The following is a 19,259-nucleotide window of genomic DNA, read 5'->3' as shown; positions in this document are numbered from 1 at the left end:
CAAGAATATGCCTTCCCCAACTATCGCGGTTTTTTGCTTCCCGTCCGATCGCGCCTTTTCTTCTCGTCGAGCGAGATATAGCGTGACCGCTGTCGGTCTGCCTCAGCAGCCAATTCGGCATAGTCGTTGCGTATGATTGTCGGGGCAGTGACGATGGTGCACCGAGCACCCTCAAATGTACCGCTGATGTTGCATTCCAGTATGAGAACGCGGACGCGAGGGACCTTGGCCGCGAGACAGGCGATTTCGCCCTGACGCCGGAGTTCACCTACGTTGGGGCTCAGCTTGTCGCGGGACAGCCAGATTTGAATCGGGTTCTCATTACCGAATATCACCCGTCTTGTCGGGTGCTCCGACAAGGTCGGCTTGAGGTCTCGAAGGACCGCGGCCAGATTGTCCCGGGCACTGCCGTTGAAGTCGCGAAGCTGTGCGTCAAAGCCGAGCCAGCCCCTTGGACGAGATTGATCCAAGACTCTCAGTACATCGGCGACTTCGGACGGATAGTCCTGACGCGGCACCGGCGCCGTTTGCCAGTCCTCTTGTTCGAAATGTCGGTCGATCCGGTCGCTGAATGAGTCCCAGGCTATCTTGTCAGCTTTGACGAGCTGTTCCTTCATATCCTGATCGAAGCGATTGCGGACGATGTAAGCGCCGAGATGATCTATTTCATCGAACATCATGGCACGAGGCATGCCCGCGACGGCTTGGCGAACCTCCAAATAGTGAAACAGCTCACCGGTCGTAGGCAGAAATCTGTTCAACACGAACAGGTCATCCACCGACATGGAGATAAAGGGGTGAGCGCCCAAGATGGGAGCAACTTCGGGGATCTCCTTGCACATTGACGAAAACGGCGTGAAGGCTTCCACGGTCAGTCCAATTGGCAGAATTCGACGGAAGTCGCTCAAGCGCAATTTCGCGACCTCTTCGTATTTGCCGTCGGTGAGACGATAGATCGGCATTTCGTTACCGCTCGCGAGATACTCCAGAAAGCGCTTGCACTGCCGATAGGCTTTCAGAACCAATTCCCTGATCGTGCGAATATGCCGGTCAAAGTTCGTGGCGGGGGAATGCATTGCCATAACACCCGCTTTCGCCTCCATCACGAACAACGTGTCGTCCACGCATCCGACAAGGTCGGTCTCCGCCCATTGGCCTGCCGAGTCCTTGAAATAGACCTCTTCAAAGAGTTGTGCCCCTTGCAATTGGGACGCCATCAGGGAAGGAAAGGCGCGCTCGATCAGAGTTTTCTGGTTTTTGTTCCAATCTTCCCGGTAGTCCGGCAAACGGGCGATCAACCCGCGCTGAATTGCGCGGTACGCGGAATCTCGGACGAATTGCCCGTCGGTCGCGTAGTAGCCGTCAAGCAGTTTTACTAAAGGTTTGATGCGCGCGGGAAGCGTCCGGTAAGGCGTGCCGCAGTAATCTCCTTCCGCGAAAAACTCTTTCTCCGCCCCCGGCTCATACGCCAGGTCTTGAAGAATCGTCTCAGGAAGTTTCGTATGCCGGGAAAGATTGCAGATTCCGCCAAAAAAGAGATCGCGCATTGCGCCACCCAATTCAGCGGTGAAGGTCGGATCGCTGCCCTCGATTTTCTCGATGGCCGCATTGAGCTCAACATTCTCGCCCTCGACCAGCGCGTGGCTCTGCTCCATGCGCTTTCCAAGCGTTAAGACCGCATCGCTGTATCCGCCTCGGATGGAATCCGTGATGGCCTGAATGCCCTCAGCAACAGCCGAAGCATCTATTCCGTAAGCTCGCTGGAGTGCGTCCCGGTGCGGCGCCAGAACGAAGCGAAAGAACTCATCCTCAAGGACTTGGTGGCGATGTCCTCGAATGAGTATCCAACTGCTCTTCGCCTCGAATTCAACCGTCGAAGACATGTCACCGAATTCGGACGTCCCGCTTAGCTCGCTGCTGGCCATCGCGTAGAACATGGCCTTCATGCTCAGGCTTTCACATTCCTCAAACAGTTGCGCCACCTTTGCTTCGTCGACTTGCCCTTCGGCAAAAGCGCCAGCGTGGCAACTCCAGACCGCATGAACGTATTCAAGGGCAAATTGAAACTGCTTGATGAGGTCTTGGTCCGGCCCGCTGCCTTTCCCCTTTTTCTGGTGATGCTGGAGGGCACCCATAAAGAACCGAGACCAAAGATAACCGAGGAGCGAGGTCGGCGGATGGGCTAGGATTAACGCGCGTATCCGCTCCGCGGCCTGTTCCATTTCAATTCGTAGTTCTATTGCGGCCTTTTCAAGCTGTAGCTTGCGATCCTCGCCTTTTGCCAGCAGGGCAGCCCCAGCGGCTGCTCCGGCGGGCGTTTGTGTTTTTGACGCGTCGTCGCTACCCATGGGAATCGTCACTCAAGCCAATCCAAATCAGCCATAGTATAATAGCCGCTCTACAATTGCCGGCAGCGAAATCAGCGAATGGGTGCGCCCGTCGAGGCGGACCGGCTCTTGTGAACCACGCCCTGCTTCGCCATGGCTACGCAGGGGCTGAGCGATCAGGCGTTTATCCATTGCAACTGATGGTGAAGAGGCGATCAGGCGAGGCCTCCCGGCATATGCCAATGCAGTCGCTCACACCCCAAGCTTAGGACCCCCAACCGGATGTGCTGCATACTTTCGCTCGGGAGTGGACATTCCCAGTTTCTGTTCAAGGTCACTTTGAGAAGTTCTGTCGACCGACTGCAACGTCTACTTTGTATCGTCAGGGGCCAAAAGCCGCCATTCTGCTTCCGGCCCCATTCCAGACAACAGCTCGGTCGCTGCGCGGATCCCCTATGTCACATGATCTTGAGGCGAGTGGTCCGGCAGCATGGATAAATCGCGAGGCTGAGTTAGGGAGTTTTCTGAGCGAGCTAGCGGAATTGGAAAGCGATATTGACCTCTCGTCGGAGGCGGACAGCCCCGCGTCCCGGCTTCGCCGTCGCATACTGACGCTCCTTAGACCGCCTTGTTGAACCGATCTCGCGGACGCGAATTTGCTTCGAAGCCCCGCCAACTGACTTGCAGCCGCGGATGTCGGGGCTTCTGCGCTTTATGCGCTGCATTCTTGATTGCCGCCGTTCCGGCGGAAACATGCCCTACTTGCTACGAGACAACCGCACGCCCGGTCCGCCGCCATTCGCTGGTATGAACTCGACACCAGCGTGCTCCAAGGCTCGTGTTAAAGCTTCAAGTGTAGACTCTCGCGGGACAGTCTGCGCGCTTTCTATCCTGGCAAGCGTACGAATAGTTACACCGGAGGCGTCAGCGAGGTTCTCGCGAGACCAATCTAACAAGGCGCGAGCCGCTCGTACCTGTTCGGGCGTTATGTCCTTTTTCATGACATTTCTTCTTGCTAAAGTCACAAAAAGTGACATACTTGTCGCCTATTGCGGTCGCACTGGGTGCTCGTAACACCCGGCGCGACCTGACCAAAATCAAGCTGTCTGGAGCTCGGATCATGGCTGATTCCGACAATACCACGACTTTGTCTTTCGTCACCCGCAGGAAGGCAAGCGCGGGACGGGCGGCTACAGCGCTCTTGCGCAATAATTTGGCTGAGCAATCCTCCGATCCTGCGGCTGTGGTGTGGAGAAACTGGCGCGCGGCTCATACGGAAGTTGGTCGGCTCTGCCGGCATCAGCAACGCCTTGAGGCCGATCGGACGCCCGGGACAGGGGGCGTTCGCGACTACGCGGCGGCGTTGCGGGCCGAGAGCGAGGCCGGTGAACTTGCGGTGGACCTGCTCGGCGTGTTGTCCGAGACGCCAGCCTCATCGCTTGCCGGGATTGCGGCCAAACTCGATGCAGTGCTTGGCGAAGGAGAGCCTTCGGAGGGCGATACCGAGTTTCCGTGGCCGCAGTTGCGATCGGCCCTTGAAGACCTCATTCGCATCGGCCGGCTGGGTGAGCCGCCTTTCGCGGACGGGGCGGCGCGCCAGACAGGAACAGGCAGTTCGGCATGACATGGCCCGCTTGGCGGGAGGATCAGGCTTTCGGGTCCAGGAAGCGGACGCCTTCGCCTTTCTGGCCGACGGACAGGAATTCGATGCCGGCTTTGATCAGGGCCGACTCGATCGATTGCAACGTGCTGATGCGGGAATCGACCTTGCCGTTCTCCAGCCGGGCGAGGGCATTGACCGAAACGATCGCCTTGTCTGCGAGCTTCTGCTGCGACCAACCAAGCAAAGCCCGCGCGGCTCGAATCTGTCGTGGACTGACCATGCGGCCACAATCGACAGGCCACGGGCCTCCGCCACGTATAGGGTTATTTTCAACCTCCTAAGGTGTAATAAATGGCTCTTTCGATGGGCGTGAGAAGGCCGTGAGAGAGGGAGTGACTGGTGGCGCGAAGACCGACCTTGTCGAAACCCAGGCGCTTCGGCCGTTTTGAGTCCGAAGCGCAGAGCCATGCTGCCGGCGAGCCGCATCTGGCTGACCAGCATGTCGGCAGGCAGATCGCCACGGTCAGGGTTCAGTCGGACGTTTCGCAGGCACAGCTCGCCCGCTCCATCGGCATCAGCTTCCAGCAGCTTCAGAAATACGAGAATGCGCGCAACCGTGTCAGCGCTTCCATGCTCTACGAGATAGGCAGGTCGCTGGATGTTCCCGTCGGCCGCTTCTTCCAGGGCCTGGCGGGCAACGGCGAGGCCATTGCCGCGGCGGCACCCCTGCCGGTCGACGAGCGGCTGGAGTTCATCGCCAGCGCGGAGGGGCGACGGCTGATCGAGGGGCTGATGCAACTGCCGCCGCGCGTGCGCGGCCGCGTGTCGTCACTAATTGCGGCGCTTGGTGAAGAGATCGCTACCGGACAGCAGGAAAGCTGACGCATCCGCCATCCGTGCATCTCAAGGCGGTTCGGTCCTGATCAGCCGAACTTCCGCGCTGCGGCCAGCGTGATCCGGCCTGACGTTCCCGAGATCGCAATCTCCGTGCCGAAGGCGCGCGAGCGCGCCGCGAAGCCCTGCAGGATCTCTCGCGCAGTATCTCCGGTGGCCGTCAGGGGGACCGGACGGTTTGCTGTGGATCGGGCGTTCTCGTCACCGATTACGACAGGCAGCAGGTCGACGCCGTCGAGATTGCCGCTGCTGTCGTAATGGCAGGCCGCGACAAGGCTTTGCCAGACCTCAGGCGCGCTCCACTCCGTTTCGTCGGGCGGCACGTGGAACAGGAAATTCCCGAGGCCGTAGAAGATCGGCGCGCCATTGTAGAGCTCGACGGCCTGAAGCACCGGCGCGCCATGGCTGACGAACAGGCTGGCGCCGGCGTCTATGCACAGGCGGGCAAAGCCTTGCACCCAGCGCGGGACCTCCTGCCAGCCCGGTTCCCAATGGTGATGATGTAGATAGGCCATGACGAAGTCGCCGCGCGCCGCCGCGAGCCGGATCGCGGCAAGATGGCTGCCGGCACTCTCCCGGTCGATCTCGACGATCCGGCCGTGGCTGTTCGCCCGCTTGAAGATCGTGCCGTAGAAATTGAGCTCGCTGTCGTCAGCGGCCACCACCGGATCATCCGGCTGCGCGTAGTTGGTCAGTTCCGGCGCGGACATTCGCAGCTGCCGGCCCAGCATCGCCAGCCAGTCGAAGTCGCCACCCGTCACCCCGATCTTGCGCAGGGTCTTGAGCCGGTTCACGCCTGGACGGGCGGGACGCGCGGCCGTGCGGTTTCCGGCATACATGTTGGCTGGCCCAGGTCCCGCATCGATGGCAAAAAGCGTCACGTCCCGGCTGCCCAGACGCTGGCGCCCCGGCTTCATGGCGTCCGTTTCGTCGGTTCCGATCCCGGCATGCAGGAAGCCACGCGCCCAGACATCGCCCAATGTGGAAAGAACGCCGGCCGGGCCGAGATCGAAGGCGTGGTTGTTGGCGAGTGCGAGCGTGTTGAAACCCATCGACTGCAACGCATCCAGCACCTGCGGCCTGGAATAGTCGAAATATTTCCCCTTCGTCGGCCACCCGCCATATTGCCCGAGGATGGTCGATTCGAAATTGGTGAAGACGACATCGCCCTGCTCGAGGAAGTCCAGCACCTCCAGGAACCGCCCGTCGCGGATATCGGACACGTCCGTCTTGATCAGCGATTGGCCTGTCACGGCCACGCAGAAGGAATCCGTCATTGAACCAGCCTTGATTGTGGATGAGATGAGAAGCGCCGCGGTGTTTGGCGGCGCGTGCCGATGTTACGAATGATTGCCGGCTATTGCGGGACGGCCGGTGCGATGTCGGTCTTGAACCATTTCTGGCTCAGCGCCTTGATCGTTCCATCCCTGACCGCGGCGGCGATCGCCGAGTTGAACCTGGCGAGCAGCTCGCCATCATCCTTGCGCATGCCGGCGCCGACGCCGGGACCCCACAGGCCGCCATTCACCTGCGGGCCGAAGAAGGTCACGCCGGCGCCCTCGGGCGTTTCCAGAAAATCCCGCCATGTGAAATAATCGGCGAGAGCGCCGTCGACCCTGCCGGCCGCCAGGTCGAGCTTGAGGTTGTCGAGGCTGTCATAGCTGCGCAGGGTGACGACATCGCCGAACAGTTCCTTCAGCACCGCTTCCGAATTCGAGGAGCGCAGCACACCCATCGTCTTTCCGCTCAGCGTTGCGTGCAGTCGTTCGATGGTGGCCTTGCCCTTGTCATCGACGGCGGACAGGTTGAGCCTCTGTCTGGTGTCGCCCGGATCGAGCTGCAGCTCCTTGCGCACGACCAGCTGGTTGTAGCCGGCGGCGTAGGGGCTGGAGAATGCGATCGACTTCTTGCGTTTTTCCGTGATCGCCATACCGGACATGATGACGTCGTATTTGCCGACCAGCAGGGCAGGGATGATGCCGTCCCAGTCCTGGGCCACGAACCTGCATTCGGCCTTGATACGGCGGCAAAGTTCAAGGCCGACATCGATGTCGTAGCCATAGAGCTCGCCTTTCTCGTTGGTTCCGTCCCAGGGCGGCGAAGCGCCCTCGGTGGCTATCGTGATCACCCGGGGCTCCTCCGCCCGGACGTTCAATACCGGCATCATGCAGGCGACAAACACCGTACCGGCCAAAACCATGCGCATGGGGAACCCCTCTTCGTTTCGTTGGAAATCAGGAAAGCTTGGGATCACGGCGTCGTGACCTCGGCATCGGGCAAGGCGGATGCCATCCGCGCCCCGCGTTTTTGTCTGCGAGTGCCGTCCGTGGCGAGACGGTGTTCGAGGAACCGCGTCACCTTCACTGCGACCGATGTCAGCAAAAGGTAGATGGCGCCGGCCACGATGAAGATCTCGTAAGGCGCGAAGGTCGCGGACACCATCTGCCGCGCCATGCCGGTGACTTCCAGCAGCGTCACGGTGCTGGCGAGCGACGAGCCCTTGATCATGCCCACCACCTCATTGCCATAGGCGGGCAGCGATATGCGGAAGGCAATGGGGAAGATGACCAGCCGGGCGACCTGTAAACGCTTCAGGCCGAGTGCCGCTGCTGCCTCCGTCATCCCCTTCGGCACTGACTGCAGGCCGCGGCACAGGATCTCGGTCGTGTGCGCGGTGCTATTGAGTGAGAAGGTCAGCAGTGCGCACCAGAACGGATCCCGCAAAATGACCCAGAAGATGCTTGTCCGCACCGCCTCGATCTGGCCGAGGCCGTAATAGACGAGGAACAACTGCACCAGCATCGGCGTGCCGCGGAAGACATAGGTGTAGGCGAGCACGCCGAGCGACAGGGCCGGGTGGCCGAAAGCGCGCATGAAGGCGAGCGGCACGGACAGGACGAAGCCGGCTGCCAGCGCCAGGACCGTCAGGGTGAGCGTAAGCTTCAGGCCGGAAGAAAGCACCAACGCGGCCTCGATTATCATGCTGAGGTCCATGCTGGTTTCTCCCTATCGATCGAGGGCTGGATAGCGCCGCTCCGCCAGCCGGATCGACAGCAGCGTTGCCGTCGTCAGGCTGAGATAGAGCGCCGATGCCGCGAGATAGAAGGTGAGAGGCGCCCGCATGGAGCCGGCGCCGACAAAGGCAACGCGCATGACATCGGTCAGGCCAATGACCGAAACCAGGGCGGTATCCTTGAACAGCGAAATCCAGAGATTGCCGTAGGCGGGCAGGGCGAGCCGCCACATCTGCGGCGCGATCACCAGGAGCCAGCGCTGCCAGGCACCGAGCCCGAGGGATTTGGCCGCCTCTGCCTGGCCAGCAGGGATCGCCGCGATGGCGCCGCGGAACACTTCGGTGGCGTAGCCGCTGAAGACGACCGAGAGCGCGACAATGCCGGCGCTGAAAGCATCGATCTCGACATAGTGGCCGGTGACCGCACTGGCGAGCGCCGTCCCCCCGAAAAAGATGAGCAGGATGATGACGAGTTCCGGTACGCCGCGGACGATGGTCGTGTAGACCGTGATCGGACCGGCCATCCGCTGGCCGCCGCCGCTCTTGGCAATGGCCAGCGCCAGTCCGAGCGTAGTCCCCACCACCCCGCTGACCAGAGCCAGCCCAACCGTGATCGCGAACGCGCCAAGGAACTGGCCCGCAAAACCGCTCATTGCCTGCCTCTACTGCTGTTCTTTTTTCGAATGAACCAGATCGTGATCTGGATTGCTTGATCGCTAATCAGAGGTTGCTGATTGTAAATCAGCTATCTCAAGGTTAATTTTCACCAATAACGTAACGATATAGCCAATTATTCGACGTTCAATCTATAAATTGAACTATTTGCACTATAATGTGAGGTTATATGATCTCGTAATACAATCGACAGTTGATCATATATTTCTGCTTGATCCAGCCTGAGCTAGGCCGCCGGTGAGATGTAGGTGGGGGATCCGGTACGGTGTCGTCTTCTCGGGGGATCCGATAGCCGGTGAAGCTGACATCAAGGCCTCGGTGCCTGCCGGCACCAACCACCTGCACGAGCGTCGGACGCGGTGACGCCGGCCTTGCAAGGATCTTGTGCGTCTGGCTGGGCGCGGTGCTCTTCGACGTGTGGACGTCCGCAGGTGCGCCGCGGCATCCTTTTCGACCCTGGCCCTCCGGTCGCGCGAAGGAAAGGCACTCGGAGCACCTCTGGGGCCGATGCCGACTGTCATCGCGGAGGCCGCACAGGTAGCCGCCCGAGAGCGGTTCAATCCCAGGGGCGGTCGAGCATCAGTGTCTGCGGGTCGGTATCCAGCACTTTCGCGATCCGCTCGACAACGCCCAGGCTGGGGTTACGCTGCCCTCGCTCGATCCCACCCACGTAGCTGTAAGCAAGGTCGGCTTCGGCGGCGAGAGCCTCCAGAGTCATTTTGCGCTGCAGGCGAACCCTGCGCACATTTGCTCCGAATATCTTCACCAGCCGCATGCGCGCATAGCGATAAGCAAATGGCCGACTTTACCAGTCACTATAATGACTATAGTGTAGGGGATTCGAGATTGTTTCCAGCGAGTTACAGCTTTCACCCGGGGGCATGGATCGACGCCCGAACTCGGCCGGTTTGTCAGGGACGCGAAATGGAGTTGTTGCACAACGGATTGAAGCTCCGGCAGCTGCAAGTCTTCCGCGAAGTGCTGCGCGCCGGCTCAACCCGACGTGCCGCAGCCGTGCTGGGTGTCAGCCAGCCGGCGATCAGCCAGCACGTCAAGCAGTTGGAGGCCACCCTCGGGGTTGCTCTGTTCGAACGCTCGACCAATCGTATCCAGCCCCTGCAGCAGGCCTGGGAATTGCTGCGTAACGTCGAGCTGGCGCTGAACTCCCTCGAGCGGCTGGAAGCCTCGATCTTTGCGATGAAGAATGACGGCCGGCAGCGCATCGCCATCGCCACGCCTGCTGTTTTCGGTTTCGTCACTCTTCCAAAAGTGGTTGCGATCATCCGCACGAAAACGAGTTTGAATGTCCGGACGATTTCGGGAACTTATGAACAGATCGGCGAGCACATCCTCGCCGGCCGCGCGGATCTTGCAATATCGCGGCTTCCTGTCGATCCGCGTCTGTTCGATTGGGCGCCACTCGGATCGGCGCGCAACGTCTGCATGTTCCATCCCGGCCATCGCTTCTCGAAACTTGAGCGCGTCGAGGCGCAGGATCTCGCCGACGAAACGATCGTCGACATCGATCCCCGTTTCGCCTCGCACCAGATGAACATGAACGCGCTGCGGTTCGAAGGCATCGAGCCGGACATACTGGTCGAATACGACTCCAGCGGCCACGAAGCAGGCTTCGTTTCGGCAGGACTTGGCGTGTCTATTACCAACGAAATCCTGGCACGCGAATACGCGGTATTCGGCCTGCAGACGCGGCCGGTGGAACCCTCGGCCCTCTATCACTACGTCGCGACCTGGCAGAAGGGCAGGGTGTTTTCGGAAGCACTCAAGATATCGCTGGAGGCCATCAAGGCCACGTTCGCTGCCTCGGCGTGGGGCGATTGAAATGGCAGTCCGCAGGTTCCAAGGGTTGTTGTACGCTTGGCTAAATCTGAGCTTTCGCACCGGCCGGACCTGTAGAGCGTGGCCTGGTAGTCCTTTTCCAGGTCGTCGTCCCTTCTGGGGGGCAGGATGAGGTCAAAATCTAAGAGGAGCCGTTGTGGCAGAACATCTCGTTCGATGACACGCTGGAAACTGCGGTGAAAAACTCAGGGAGTCATCAAAAGTCAACAAGCGGGTCATCATCCCACAATCCGATCTGCACGCTCAAGCCGGTTCCCAAAAGCCAGCCCTTGAATCAAAGCCGAGTCACTCGTCAAACTTTGTCCACGAAACCTGGTTTCTGACTATTCCAAATCATTTCTCAAAGCGCCTTTCCGAGTTGGTGTGGACGGCCTCCGAAGTTTTATATCTCCTATTGCGTAGATAGACCTTTTTCCGCAGTGACTACATGGCACAGCAAACTCTTCGGCGACGCTGTCAGCATTCTCGACCTTTATGAGTAAGCGACATCGAGGGCATGTGACCGTTGAACATCCCCTGCTTTCGGCCTCACTTGGTATCTGGGCACGTCCACGCGCCGTTGCAGGCCTGATTAAAGTCATTGTCCTCGCCGCTGCCAATCTTGAATACGTCGACGCTTCCACTCTTTAAACCGGCTCAGACACAGCAGCTTCACGTCACCAATTCTTGGCCAAATTCTTACCGACAGACCTATCGAGGAAGCTGATTGACTCGGTTCCAATCGCGCCGTTGCCATAAATGGATGGATCGAGGGTCGAGATGACGCAGAGATTGTGTCGGCGTTAGGTGACGCTCAGCCGTAAAGCGAGCGGCGACGGAAACTGTGTCAGTGATCGAAATAAATCGCTACGGAGAAGATATGGTCGTTTGCAGTTGTCATTGCCTGGGGTGATGCGCCATTATATATCAATGACTTGCGACGAAGTCTGGCCTGGATTGATCACGCGCCACTCACCAAATACTCACATGGGAGTATCATTTGGGCCGGGTGCCGGCTCGAAGAGGGAGCCGGCGATATGCTACCGGCGTGCCTTGCGTTTTCGCCTCGCTGTTTCCGCCACGACGAACTTCATCGCGGCCTTGTCGGCAATGCCGTCTTCCGCCGGATCAGCCTCTTGATCATGTTGCTCCTCGATTGGATCCGGTTCCAAATCTGGGTCGCGGTCAATCCTGTCCAGCAGGGTGATTAAGTTCTCGACCGTGAGTTCAATACGCAGCCGCAGTACCTTGTCGATCACAAAGCGCTTGTGGCTGTCCATCAGCTTTCCAATGGCTCCCAAACGACGTCGAGCTCACCGCCCAGATACTTGACGGCGTTCCTTACTTTCTCGATGCTGATTTTCCGGGTAGGGGTCCAGCGGCGAAAGGGCTCTCCTTTCCCTCCACATTCCGCATCAAGATCCCGCCTGCTCAGGTTGAGGTCGAAAGCACGGCGGAGTACCGCATCCATTAAGCGGTTTCCGGAAGGCTCAGGCGGCTTCTTTTCGTAGTGCAATCCGGCGTACTGCATTCTATTGGCCACCTGATTGAGGGTCATACCCAACTCGGTGGCTATAGCCCTCCTGGGCACTCCCTCTCGAACACGCTTCCTCAGCAGGCTGTCTTGTGTGCCTGTCCAGGAGAGAATTTCCTTCGTCAGATTGCATTTGCTGGCGAAGCTTTGGATGGCGACCCTGGTCCTATGCGGTATCAGGCGATGAATAGCGTCGACGTCAGGCCAGTGGCTAATGACGACCTCGTGTTCCTTCGTTGTCCAGTCATTGTGCCTACGAACCACGCGGTGAACTCGGGTAGGCGCTGCATCAACGGTCGACAGCATTCGATGATCCTTCTGGAAGTGAAAACCACCCGCGCCATCTAATGGTGATCGGCTTCTCCTCCCTGCGCCATTCTCCCACTCCAGTTCTGCCCAGAATTCCAGTTGTGGAAAGAATTGAAAGGATTGAAGGGGAAGGGCAAAGAGCCCCTCTTTTCGCTGCGCAATTCCCGCGGCACCCGATCCGGGAGGCAGGACGCGTTGCAGATAAAAACAATCTTTGATGACTATCGGGGTTCGTCGGCTGGCACTCTCTTGGCGTCGGCGCTCATTGCGATGCCAGGCGAAAGCCGCTTAGATCGCCCGAGGCGGGGAGAGACTTGTAATGTCGCGCTATAACTGGGAACGCCCAACGCGGTTTTGGGAACGCCGATGGTTTCAGGCTTTAGCGGTAGCGCTTGTCGCTTGCACGATCGTATGGGTTCGGACGCGCGCCTGAAGCGCAGAGAGATCATCTGATGAGCGGAAAACTCCTGAAGGAAGCTGGCGAGGCGCTGTATGGGCCGCGATGGCAATCCGACCTTGCGCGAGACCTGAACGTCACCACCAACACACTGCGCCGTTGGACCTTGAGCGAGGATGCCCTATCGCCTTACGTCGCAGAGCAGCTTTTCTGGATCTGCCAGGAAAGGGCCGGTTTGCTCAACGATATAGCTGAGAAATTGCAGCCTGGAACGCCCCCAAACAGCTCGACCCGCCAATGAGGAAAATCGTTGTCTGGATCGGCTTGTTATATTTCTTCGGATGCTTGGTTGGTCTCGTTGTCTTGGCGGCGAACAATTTCTGGAGTTAAGATCTAGATGCGCCTCGCGCGCGGCGGTCGGCTGGTATATCTCCCGATGTAAGAAACAACCGGCCGGCCGCTCCAACGAAGGCTATTTTCATGCGCAACCGAAGCGGTGTCATCAAATACGAAAAGGACTTGGCAAAGCTAAGCCTTGCCGAATTGGACGCAGAGATCGAACGGTGTCAGGTCCGCTTGAAAATCGCGCCAACCAGCTATCTAGGAAAATGTTTGAGAGCCGCATCCATTGGCTGGAACAGTTCCGCTTCCAGCATTGGTCATCGTAAGCAACTCGGCACTGGTGACAATTCCCGTCCCAACTAACGACAAAACCCACTCAGACTACTCCGCTTCCTCCAATTGGAAGATGCTCAGCCGTATACTTCGCGATAAAGCTGCATTGGCTCTGGCTTGCTCCCGCGCCGATGCCATGGCCGGCGCAATGAGATTGCTGTTCCCCCCTGCGCCGGCCAACCGGAGGACCACTGCATGGAAGATCGCGCAAGCCAGGAACTGAGGGCCTTTGTCTATGAAGGCATCCGCCGTGGTGCAGCGAAGGGTTTCGATCCAAGCGGCTTCATCAAGCTGCTCGACACTTACGAGATGAAGCGTGCGATCTCTAAGCTCGTAACCGGCGAAGACATTCATGGAGATTTCCAACGCCTGATCGAGCTCGAGCTCGTCGACTGGAGTGTTGAAGCTGCGGTGGTTAAATTTCCGACAGAATTCTCCGAGCGCGACATAGAGTGCGCCAAGCTCCGCCTCAGCCAAGGTCGGCAAGGGGCCTAAACATTATCGGCCGGAGCCTGCGAGACTAGGTAGACTTCGCCGTTCGGTTCATCGCGATTATGCGGCAAACATTGAGATAGCTGACCATCTCTTCGTTCGATTGCCGCCAGCCACCGGGGATAACATCATTCGCGCCAACCCAGCGTGCCAAGCCCTCGTGCTTAGCACCCGACCGAAACCTAATCCCGATCAATGTTGTGCCTCTAAGGCCGGACTTGGTGACAAACTCTTCAATGTTGCGCCACGGCACGCTCCTCGGCGACCAATGAAGCCCACCGGACAGGGTGACACCCTCATCATCGAGCAACAATTTATGAGGCCGGATCACCACCCACAGGAAAGTGAGAGAACAGAGACCGAAGAAAATCTGGCCAAGCCAAAACCACTCTTCGCCAATTCTCTCACGCCCCACGATCCCGCAAAGAACGAAACCAAGGCCAACGACAGACAGAGTGAACGCCTTCATTCGCGAGGAGGTGATTTCGGTCCGGTCCATAGAATGTGCCCCATTCGCTCAAGATAATATGGCAACGAAGGCAAAAACAAAAAGCCCGCCCAGCCAAAGCTGAGCGGGCGCATTGTTTGCAAATTCTGCAAAGAAAGTAGGGCGCATTGCCTCATCAAGTTACCGGAGAACTGACCGTCAGGATTGGGGCGGCGATACCGAATCGGATCGGTGTCGCCGATGGCAGGACGGATCAGTATGGGTGCGCGGCGCGAGATCACGGCGGTGGTAGACCGCTATCGATCTGCAGGGCGGGCAGATAAGGGGCACATTCTCAACGAGCTGTGCGCGGTGCCGGGCTGGCATCGCAAGCACGCGGTTCGGGCGCTTGCCAGCCATGTCGCAATTCGCCGGAGGGCCGGCGGCAGCGAAGGCCGACCTATGGCGCCCCGATCAGGCCTCCTGGTCGAGACCAAAATTGCCGCGGCCGACGGTAAGCGCCGGCGGGTCGGCTTTTATTCGGCGGTACGGCGTGAAGTGCCGATCGGGACGTTCAACGACTGGCACGACCAAATGCACACCACGCCCGTTCCCCTGGCCCGGCTTGTCATCTCGACCTTGAATGTCCGAAAGGCGCTCGACGCCGGCCAGGACGACTCGAATGTCGAGGAACTCGCCGCCAGCATTCGCGAAAAGGGTCTACTCTCACCGCTGACGGTCCGCCCGCTTGCGGACGGTCGGTTCTAGATTCTCGTCGGCCAGAGACGCTATCTCGCCTGCAAGCTCGTTCCCGTCGACCCCGTTCCTTGCCTGATCAAGGAGGGATTGAGGGACGCTGACGCGATCAGCCTGTCGCTGATATCATCTTCACCCGGTGCGGCGCAGGGAAGGCGACTAGAACGCCCGACCCTCGGCCATGGCAAGGACGCCTGGCTAGGAAGCCCCCTCAGCCCGATTCTTTCACTAAGTTGCCGTATTAATTGCCGTACTAATTGACAAAAAAGTACGGCATCAACCAGTTAAGCTATTGAAAAAACTGGTGATCCCGACAGGAATCGAACCTGTGACCTACAGATTAGGAATCTGCCGCTCTATCCTACTGAGCTACGGGACCACGCGGGCGAACACATAGCCGTTTCGCGCCGCTTCGCCAAGTACCGGGCGGCCAAATTGGAAGGCTCGCCCGGCAGATGATGGTTCAAGGCGCGGGATGGTCGATTATCAGGCGGCCAGCGCCTTTTCGGCGAGTTTCACCCAGTAGCTGACCCCATGCGGAATGACCTCGTCGTTGAAATCATAGGCGGGGTGATGCAGGCCGGCGCTCTCGCCATTGCCGATGAAGATGAAAGCGCCGGGGCGCGCTTCCAGCATGTAGGAGAAATCCTCGCCACCCATCACCGGCTGGATCGCCCGCTGCACCTGGGCGTCGCCGGCCACCTCGGCGGCGATATCACCGGAAAAAACGGTCTCGTCGGGATGGTTGAAGGTGACAGGATAATTGGCGTCGTAGTCGACCTCGATCGTCGTGTCGTGGGCGGCGGCAAGCCCGGCGCAGAGCTGGCGGATGCGCTGTTCGGCCTTCCTGGCAACGTCCTTTTTCAGCGAGCGCACCGTCCCGGCGATCTCGGCGGCTTCCGGGATGACGTTGTAGGCATCGCCGGCATGGAACTTGGTGACCGAGACGACGACCGATTCGACCGGATCGGTGTTGCGCGAGGCGATCGTCTGCAGGGCGCCGACCAGTTGGCTGGCGATGACGATCGGATCGATGGTGCCGTGCGGCATCGCCGCATGGCCGCCGCGGCCCTTGACGGTGATGGTGAATTCGGCGGTTGCCGCCATGATCGGGCCCGGACGGATGGCGAACTGGCCAACCGGCAGGCCTGGCATGTTGTGCATGCCGAACACCTTCTGGATGCCGAAACGGTCCATCATGCCGTCCTTGACCATCTCGTTGCCACCGCCGCCGCCTTCTTCGGCGGGCTGGAAGATGACGGCGACCGAGCCCGCGAAATTGCGCGTCTCGGCAAGGTACTTGGCCGCACCCAGCAGCATGGCGGTGTGGCCGTCATGGCCGCAGGCGTGCATCTTGCCCGGTGTCTGCGAGGCATAAGGCTTGCCGGTGGTCTCGGTGATCGGCAGCGCGTCCATGTCGGCGCGCAAACCGACGGTGGAGCCGTTGCCCTTGCCACCGCGAATGATGCCGACCACGCCGGTCTTGCCGATGCCGGTCACCACCTCGTCACAGCCGAATTCCTTGAGTTTCTCGGTGACGAAGGCCGCGGTCTCGAACACGTCGAAATTCAGTTCCGGCTTCTGGTGGATGTGACGACGCCAGCCGGCGACCTCTTCCTGCAGTTCGGCGGCGCGGTTCAGAATGGGCATAGGTCTCAAACTCGCTGTTGGTCCGGTCTCAATCCGGCGTGGACAGAATTGTGATCGCCCTATGCTTTGCCTTGGTGATGTCACATAGGCTAGATAGCAGCGCGACATTGCGGCCAGGAGGTGGCCGAATGACGAAACCTGACGATCCGTGGGCAAATCTTACGGAGACCAGGGTGATGACGGCAAGAGCGATTTCGGAACGGATGATGAGGCCAAGGCATTTGCTCAAGATTCTGTCGGCAGGCGCGGTGTTTATGACCGCCCTCGCGGCGCAGCAGGCCCAGGCCAATCCGGCCGTGCTGTTCGACCTCGACAACGGCCGCATCCTGGAACATCAGGACGCCTTCAAGCGCTGGTATCCTGCCTCGCTGACCAAGCTGATGACCGCCTATGTCACCTTCAAGGCGATCGCGAACGGCGAAGCAGCGCTCAATTCGCCGATCCGCATGACCAAGCTGGCCAGCAGCCAGCCGCCGTCGAAGATGGGATTCAAGCCGGGCTCGGTGCTGCGGCTCGATACGGCGGTCAAGATCATGATCACCAAGTCGGCCAACGACGTCGCCATGGCGATCGGCGAGAATATCGGTGGCACGCAGGAAGACTTTGCCGCGCGCATGAATGCCACCGCCGCTCAACTCGGCATGACCGGCACGCATTTCGTCAATCCGAACGGCCTGTTCTCGCCCGACCAGTACACGACCGCGCGCGACATCGCGCTGCTGGTGACGGCGCTGCGCCGTGATTTCCCGCAATACCAGCCATGGTTCTCGATCGAAGGACTTTCGCTCGGCAAGAAGAAGATCCCGAACTACAATCTGCTGGTCGGCCGCTATCCCGGCGCCACCGGCATGAAAACCGGTTTCGTCTGTCCGTCGGGCTTCAACATGGTTGGCACGGCGACGCGCAACGGCCGCACGCTGGCCGCCGTGGTGCTGGGCGAGAAATCAGCGATCGCACGCGCCGATGCCGCTGCGAAGCTGCTCGACCAGGGTTTCGGCACGTCGATGACGACATCCGCCAGCCTTGCCTCCCTGCAGCCCTATGGCGACACGCTGGCGGTCAACGACATGCAGGAAGAAGTCTGCAAGAAGCAACCGAAAGAGGCGCAATCGGAGGCGGCTCCGGCCCCCGACGCCAAGGCGCCAAAATCGCCCTGGCGCGAAAAGCTCGTCAATCCCAGGCTGGTCGCGGTCAGCCTCGGCGGTGCGACGGGACCAGTGCCAAGGGCGATGATCGGCCGCGTCGAAGTCGCCGATACGGTTCCCGAAAGCGGCAAGGCCGCCAATGTACCGGTTCCTGTCTGGCGGCCGGACCGTCCGACTCCAGCCTTCGTGGCTCCGGTCGCGACCGGCATGCAGGGCGATCAGCCGGTCAAGACGGCCAATTAGAGCGTTTCCGTTTTTCACGGAAACGCTCCAGCAGTGAGGCAGGCATCATGAGCGGCGCGACTTTTCCCATTCCCGTTACCGTGGTGACGGGGTTCCTGGGCGCCGGCAAGACCACGCTGCTCAATCGCCTGCTGAAAGATCCAGCGCTCACCGACACCGCCGTCATCATCAACGAATATGGCGACATCGCCATCGACCATCTCCTGGTCGAACAGGCCTCCGACGGCATCATCCAGCTTTCCGATGGCTGCCTGTGCTGCACGGTGCGTGGCGAGCTGGTCGATACACTGGCCGATCTCGTCGATCGCTTGCAGACCGGGCGCATCGAGAGACTGGCACGCGTCATCATCGAAACGACCGGCCTCGCCGACCCGGCACCGGTTCTGCAATCGATCATGGCGCATCCGGCTCTGGTTCAGGCTTTCCGCCTCGACGGCGTCGTCACGCTGGTCGATGCGGTCAATGGCGACGCGACACTCGATGCCCATGTCGAGGCGCTGAAGCAGGCGGCCATGGCCGACCGGCTGGTGCTCACCAAAGCCGATCTCGCCGATGCCGGACAGGTCGCATCGCTGACGGCGCGGCTGAAGGATATCAATCCAGGCGCCCGGCTTCTCGATGTTCAGACTGCCGGCGCCGCAGCGTTGCTCGACTGCGGCCTCTACAATCCGGCCGCCAAAGGCGCCGATGTCGCGCGCTGGCTGGGAGAAGCCGCGGAGGATCATCACCACCATGACCACGATCACCATCACCATCACCATGATCATGATCACCATGGGCATCGCCACGACGCGCGGGTGAGGACCTTTTCACTGGTGCATGACGGCCCGGTGGCATTCGCGGCGATCGAGATGTTCTTCGACCTGCTGCGTTCCACGCATGGCGAGCATCTCCTGCGCATGAAGGGCGTGATCGAGTTGAAGGAAGATCCGGAACGGCCACTGGTCGTGCACGGCGTGCAGAAGCTGCTGCACCCACCGGCACGTCTGCCGGCATGGCCGGATGGCCAGCGGGGTACGCGGCTGGTGCTGATCACGCTCGATATGCCGGAAGACTATGTGCGGCGGCTGTTTTCGGCGCTGACCGATCGTCCGGCCATCGACACGCCGGATCGAGACGCCCTTACGAACAATCCGCTGGCGATTGCCGGGCTCTGAAATGTCGCAGCTTCCGGGCGCTCAAGCCGTAGAAAGCGAGAGCAATTCCACGAAAAGTGCGTAACGGTTTTCCGCCCGGAAATGTGCAAAACAAGGAGCTGAAGCGTTTCCGTAGAGCAGAAGCGC

Annotated in this window: 20 protein-coding genes and 1 tRNA gene; 8 read left to right on the top strand and 13 right to left on the bottom strand. The window is 59.8% G+C overall.

What is annotated here, in order from left to right; all coding sequences use genetic code 11:
- Window positions 1–20 precede the first annotated feature (20 nt).
- Window positions 21–2,348 (bottom strand): hypothetical protein, encoded by a 2,328-nt coding sequence (locus ACFWYE_RS18900; protein ID WP_379113444.1) that lies wholly within the window; start codon window positions 2,346–2,348, stop codon window positions 21–23.
- Between the two features lie 737 nt (window positions 2,349–3,085).
- Window positions 3,086–3,328 (bottom strand): multiprotein-bridging factor 1 family protein, encoded by a 243-nt coding sequence (locus ACFWYE_RS18895; protein ID WP_379113605.1) that lies wholly within the window; start codon window positions 3,326–3,328, stop codon window positions 3,086–3,088.
- 119 nt (window positions 3,329–3,447) lie between these two features.
- Here ACFWYE_RS18895 and ACFWYE_RS18890 point away from each other — a divergent pair, with 119 nt between their 5' ends.
- A complete protein-coding gene (locus tag ACFWYE_RS18890) occupies window positions 3,448–3,951 on the top strand; it encodes a hypothetical protein (RefSeq protein ID WP_379113442.1) in 504 nt (167 codons plus the stop codon).
- A 22-nt stretch (window positions 3,952–3,973) separates the two neighbouring features.
- Here ACFWYE_RS18890 and ACFWYE_RS18885 read toward each other — a convergent pair whose 3' ends face one another.
- On the bottom strand, window positions 3,974–4,210 hold the full coding sequence (locus tag ACFWYE_RS18885) for a multiprotein-bridging factor 1 family protein (RefSeq protein ID WP_379113440.1): 237 nt from the start codon (window positions 4,208–4,210) through the stop codon (window positions 3,974–3,976).
- Between the two features lie 119 nt (window positions 4,211–4,329).
- On the opposite strand from ACFWYE_RS18885, the gene ACFWYE_RS18880 reads away from it, so the two are divergent.
- Window positions 4,330–4,812: a helix-turn-helix domain-containing protein gene (locus ACFWYE_RS18880; RefSeq protein ID WP_379113438.1), complete on the top strand. Its 483-nt coding sequence runs from the start codon at window positions 4,330–4,332 to the stop codon at window positions 4,810–4,812.
- A 41-nt stretch (window positions 4,813–4,853) separates the two neighbouring features.
- Here ACFWYE_RS18880 and ACFWYE_RS18875 read toward each other — a convergent pair whose 3' ends face one another.
- From ACFWYE_RS18875 to ACFWYE_RS18855, 5 genes are all read right to left on the bottom strand, one after another.
- Entirely contained in the window at window positions 4,854–6,101 is a 1,248-nt protein-coding gene (locus ACFWYE_RS18875) for a CapA family protein (RefSeq protein ID WP_379113436.1), read from the bottom strand.
- An 80-nt stretch (window positions 6,102–6,181) separates the two neighbouring features.
- On the bottom strand, window positions 6,182–7,030 hold the full coding sequence (locus ACFWYE_RS18870; RefSeq protein ID WP_379113434.1) for a transporter substrate-binding domain-containing protein: 849 nt from the start codon (window positions 7,028–7,030) through the stop codon (window positions 6,182–6,184).
- A gap of 44 nt (window positions 7,031–7,074) precedes the next feature.
- Window positions 7,075–7,818, bottom strand: coding sequence for an ABC transporter permease (locus ACFWYE_RS18865; protein WP_379113433.1), 744 nt, complete (start codon window positions 7,816–7,818; stop codon window positions 7,075–7,077).
- 12 nt (window positions 7,819–7,830) lie between these two features.
- Complete coding sequence (locus ACFWYE_RS18860) at window positions 7,831–8,490, bottom strand: ABC transporter permease (RefSeq protein WP_379113431.1); 660 nt, start codon at window positions 8,488–8,490, stop codon at window positions 7,831–7,833.
- A 578-nt stretch (window positions 8,491–9,068) separates the two neighbouring features.
- A complete protein-coding gene (locus ACFWYE_RS18855; RefSeq protein WP_379113429.1) occupies window positions 9,069–9,287 on the bottom strand; it encodes a helix-turn-helix domain-containing protein in 219 nt (72 codons plus the stop codon).
- Window positions 9,288–9,436: 149 nt separating this feature from the next.
- On the opposite strand from ACFWYE_RS18855, the gene ACFWYE_RS18850 reads away from it, so the two are divergent.
- Window positions 9,437–10,351 (top strand): LysR family transcriptional regulator, encoded by a 915-nt coding sequence (locus tag ACFWYE_RS18850; RefSeq protein WP_379113427.1) that lies wholly within the window; start codon window positions 9,437–9,439, stop codon window positions 10,349–10,351.
- 1,037 nt (window positions 10,352–11,388) lie between these two features.
- Here the strand turns inward: ACFWYE_RS18850 and ACFWYE_RS18845 are convergent.
- On the bottom strand, window positions 11,389–11,628 hold the full coding sequence (locus ACFWYE_RS18845; RefSeq protein WP_379113425.1) for a hypothetical protein: 240 nt from the start codon (window positions 11,626–11,628) through the stop codon (window positions 11,389–11,391).
- On the bottom strand, window positions 11,628–12,188 hold the full coding sequence (locus tag ACFWYE_RS18840) for a hypothetical protein (protein ID WP_379113423.1): 561 nt from the start codon (window positions 12,186–12,188) through the stop codon (window positions 11,628–11,630). The genes ACFWYE_RS18845 and ACFWYE_RS18840 overlap by 1 nt, the downstream gene beginning before the upstream one ends.
- A gap of 455 nt (window positions 12,189–12,643) precedes the next feature.
- Here ACFWYE_RS18840 and ACFWYE_RS18835 point away from each other — a divergent pair, with 455 nt between their 5' ends.
- Together ACFWYE_RS18835 and ACFWYE_RS18830 are read left to right on the top strand one after the other, a co-directional pair.
- Window positions 12,644–12,889, top strand: coding sequence for a hypothetical protein (locus ACFWYE_RS18835; RefSeq protein WP_379113421.1), 246 nt, complete (start codon window positions 12,644–12,646; stop codon window positions 12,887–12,889).
- Window positions 12,890–13,458: 569 nt separating this feature from the next.
- Window positions 13,459–13,758: a hypothetical protein gene (locus ACFWYE_RS18830; RefSeq protein ID WP_379113419.1), complete on the top strand. Its 300-nt coding sequence runs from the start codon at window positions 13,459–13,461 to the stop codon at window positions 13,756–13,758.
- Window positions 13,759–13,783: 25 nt separating this feature from the next.
- Here the strand turns inward: ACFWYE_RS18830 and ACFWYE_RS18825 are convergent, their stop codons facing one another.
- Complete coding sequence (locus tag ACFWYE_RS18825) at window positions 13,784–14,254, bottom strand: hypothetical protein (RefSeq protein WP_379113418.1); 471 nt, start codon at window positions 14,252–14,254, stop codon at window positions 13,784–13,786.
- 207 nt (window positions 14,255–14,461) lie between these two features.
- On the opposite strand from ACFWYE_RS18825, the gene ACFWYE_RS18820 reads away from it, so the two are divergent.
- The gene (locus tag ACFWYE_RS18820; protein ID WP_379113417.1) at window positions 14,462–14,950 is read left to right on the top strand and encodes a ParB N-terminal domain-containing protein; all 489 of its coding nucleotides are present in this window, start codon (window positions 14,462–14,464) and stop codon (window positions 14,948–14,950) included.
- Window positions 14,951–15,240: 290 nt separating this feature from the next.
- Here ACFWYE_RS18820 and ACFWYE_RS18815 read toward each other — a convergent pair.
- Window positions 15,241–15,317 (bottom strand) — tRNA-Arg (locus tag ACFWYE_RS18815).
- Between the two features lie 107 nt (window positions 15,318–15,424).
- Window positions 15,425–16,588 (bottom strand): M20 aminoacylase family protein, encoded by a 1,164-nt coding sequence (locus ACFWYE_RS18810; protein ID WP_379113416.1) that lies wholly within the window; start codon window positions 16,586–16,588, stop codon window positions 15,425–15,427.
- Window positions 16,589–16,794: 206 nt separating this feature from the next.
- Between ACFWYE_RS18810 and ACFWYE_RS18805 the strand changes: the two genes are divergently transcribed.
- Entirely contained in the window at window positions 16,795–17,976 is a 1,182-nt protein-coding gene (locus tag ACFWYE_RS18805) for a D-alanyl-D-alanine carboxypeptidase family protein (RefSeq protein WP_379113604.1), read from the top strand.
- 47 nt (window positions 17,977–18,023) lie between these two features.
- Window positions 18,024–19,133, top strand: coding sequence for a CobW family GTP-binding protein (locus tag ACFWYE_RS18800; protein ID WP_379113414.1), 1,110 nt, complete (start codon window positions 18,024–18,026; stop codon window positions 19,131–19,133).
- Window positions 19,134–19,259: the final 126 nt, after the last annotated feature.

The organism is Mesorhizobium sp. NPDC059025 (assembly GCF_042739655.1).
In the GTDB taxonomy this organism is placed as follows: Bacteria; Pseudomonadota; Alphaproteobacteria; order Rhizobiales; family Rhizobiaceae; genus Mesorhizobium.
This window is presented reverse-complemented; position numbering and strand designations above follow the sequence as displayed.